Origin of the sequence: Xanthobacter sp. (assembly GCF_041911315.1) — a bacterium.
Lineage (GTDB): Bacteria > Pseudomonadota > Alphaproteobacteria > Rhizobiales > Xanthobacteraceae > Xanthobacter > Xanthobacter aminoxidans.
In genome coordinates, this window is record NZ_JAYRPE010000078.1 from 1 (window position 1) to 2,668 (window position 2,668).

The 2,668-nt window shown below is 67.0% G+C and carries 3 protein-coding genes; 1 reads left to right on the plus strand and 2 read right to left on the minus strand.

From position 1 onward, the window contains the following. On the minus strand, window positions 1–324 hold a 324-nt coding region (locus tag ACE3QW_RS22680), incomplete at its 3' end, for an ATP-binding cassette domain-containing protein (RefSeq protein WP_374254187.1). Between the two features lie 94 nt (window positions 325–418). Continuing rightward, window positions 419–1,801 carry an ABC transporter substrate-binding protein gene (locus ACE3QW_RS22685; protein ID WP_374254188.1) on the minus strand — a complete coding sequence of 461 codons (1,383 nt, stop codon included), beginning with the start codon at window positions 1,799–1,801 and terminating at the stop codon, window positions 419–421. Window positions 1,802–2,045: 244 nt separating this feature from the next. On the opposite strand from ACE3QW_RS22685, the gene ACE3QW_RS22690 reads away from it, so the two are divergent. Further along, the coding region (locus ACE3QW_RS22690; RefSeq protein ID WP_374254190.1) for a phosphotransferase family protein at window positions 2,046–2,668 on the plus strand (623 nt) is incomplete at its 3' end.

A 2,668-nucleotide genomic window follows, 5' to 3' on the forward strand; every position in this document is an offset into this window, starting at 1 on the left:
ATTGTCCTCGACCGACAGGGTCGGGAAGGCATGGCGGCCCTCCATCACCAAGGAGAGGCCGCGGCGGGCGAGGTCGGACGGGTCGAGCCCGTCGATGCGCGCGCCGTCATAGTGGATGGCGCCCTTCGTCACCTCGCCGCGCTCGGAACGCAGGAGGTTGGCGATGGCCTTCATGGTGGTGGTCTTGCCCGCCCCGTTCGCGCCCAGCAGCGCGACGATGCCGCCCCGGGGAACGCTGAGCGTGAGGCCGCGCAGCACGAGGGCCAGACGGGAATACATCACCTCAATGCCGGCGACGGACAGCAAGGGGCCTTGCGCGCTCATGGCGTGCCTCTCCCAAGGGGTGGCTCCGGCACCAGGGGCAGAACACCCCAGCGCGCGGCAGGTCACGGATCAGGGCTGAACGGGGCCTGCGAGGTCAGTTCGTCTCGCCGGCGCAGTCGCGGGGCATGATGCCCTTTTCCTTGGCGAACTGGGCGGCGGACGCCTCGATGAGCGGCCGGACCATGGACTGGTCGGACTTGATCCAGTCGGATATCATCACCCACTTGGCGCCGTCCCATTGCTGGAAGCGGATGGCACCGTCGCCCTCGTGGTCGGCGCAGGTGACCTTGATCTCCGGCATCAGGCCCTCGAGGCCGAGTTGCTTGATGCGCTCGCTGGTCATCACCAGATGCTCGAGCCCCCAGCGCACCTCGTCACCGGTGAGAGGACGATTGCCGAACTTCTTCATGGCGGTGCGCATGGCTTCCGTCACCGCGACACCGTGGAGCACGCCGCGGACATAGTAGACCGAACCAATGCGGTTCTCCTCCACATTGCCCTGGCCCTTGGCGTAGACGTATTTCCTGATGTCCTCGAACACCGGATAGTTCGGCCCGGTCGCGTGGAACTGGGCGGTGATGAAGCCCTTGGCGGCGTCGCCCGCCGGCGTCACGTCCTCCTCCGAGCCCGACCACCACCAGCCGATGATGCGGTCGCGGGCGATGCCGGCCCGGGCGGCTTCCTTGATGCCGGTCGGCGTCGCCGCGCCCCAGCCGCGGAACAGCACCCAGTCCGGCCTATACTGGCGCACCTGCAGCCACACGGCGCGCTGATCCAGCCCCGGCGGCGTGATGGGGAAGGTCGTCACCTCGAAGCCATAGCGCTTGGCCTGGGCGTCGAGGATGGCCTGGGTCTCGCGGCCGGCGGCGAAGTCCATCACCACGTTGGCGATCTTTTTGCCCTTCAGTTTCTCCAGCCCGCCCTCGCGCTCGGCGATGTAGCGGATGGTGGCGGTGTTCTCACTCCAGTAATTTGAGATGAGCGGGAAGAAATAGGGGAAGACCCGGCCATCGGAAGAATCGGTCCGTCCGTAGCCGATGGTGACAGAGGGGATCTTGTCCGCCGTCATGCGATCGATGAGGGCATAGACGCCACCCGTGCCGGAGGGCGTGAAGGCCGCGGCGCCGGTTGGCCCCTTCGCCTTCTGGCGCTCATAGCATTCGATCATGCGATCCGGCTGGTAGCCGGTCTCACACTCCTCATAGACGAGCTTCACGCCGTTCACGCCGCCGTCGCGGGCGTTCACCAGCGCCAGATAGTCCGCATAGGCGCCGTAGATGCCCGAGCCGCCCGGCGCGTAGGGGCCGGTGCGATAGATGGCGATGGGCACGAACTGCTCCATCGCTGCACCGCCTGTGGCCGCAGGCGCCGCCGTCTGGGCGGACGCCGGCGCGGCGAAACCAAGCGTCACGAGGAAGGCAAGGAGACAGGCCGGCGCGACGGATTTCCGGCGCCGCGGGCTGAAGCATTGAGGCATGGCGTCATCCTCCAGGCCGGAATTCTTGTCCGGCATCTTTATCTGATGATCGGACCATAAATCCAAAATCGCCACGCCGTCAATCTCCGCTTTGAGGCGGCGAACTTTCCGTTCAACATGCTGATTATCATACGAAATTTCGTCACATCCGCCGTTCACGATGGGCGTTTGACGGAAAATTTCCGCTTGACCATACCATTTCAGTCGGACAATTTTAGTCCGACAAAAACGAGGCAACGCGTCCATGGTAGAGGCTGTTCACGTGCTGGAAGGCGCAGGCACCGCAGAGGGGGAAGTCGGCGCGTCCGTGCTGGACCCGGCGCCGCCGGCCGGTGTCGCCCTGCGCAGCGTGGCCCAGAGCCGGGCGCTCGACTGGCCGGCGATCGGACGTCATCTGGCGGCCCACGGCATCGGACTCGATCCCGCCTTCGTGCCCCGTCAGTTCACCGGCGGCCTCGCCAACCTGAACTTTCTCGTGCGCGTGTCGGATGGCTGGGCGGTGCTGCGGCGGCCGCCCGACGGCCCCCTACCCCCGGGCGCGCACGACATGGCGCGCGAGCATCGCATCCTTTCAAATCTCTGGCGGGAGCTCCCACTCGCCCCCCGCAGCCTGCATCTGTGTGCCGATGCAAGCGTCGCCGGCGCGCCGTTCCAGCTGATGGAGTTTCGCCCCGGCATCGCCCTGCGCGGCGACAGCCTGTCGCCCTTCCCGGCAACGGCCGCCACCGGCGCGGACCTCTCGCAAAAGCTGGTCGAGACGTTGGCTGCCATCCACGCGGTGGACCCGACCCGGATCGGCCTGTCCGATCTCGGCCGCCCCGCCGGCTTCTTCGCCCGCACCGCCGCGGGCTGGATCGGCCGCGCCGA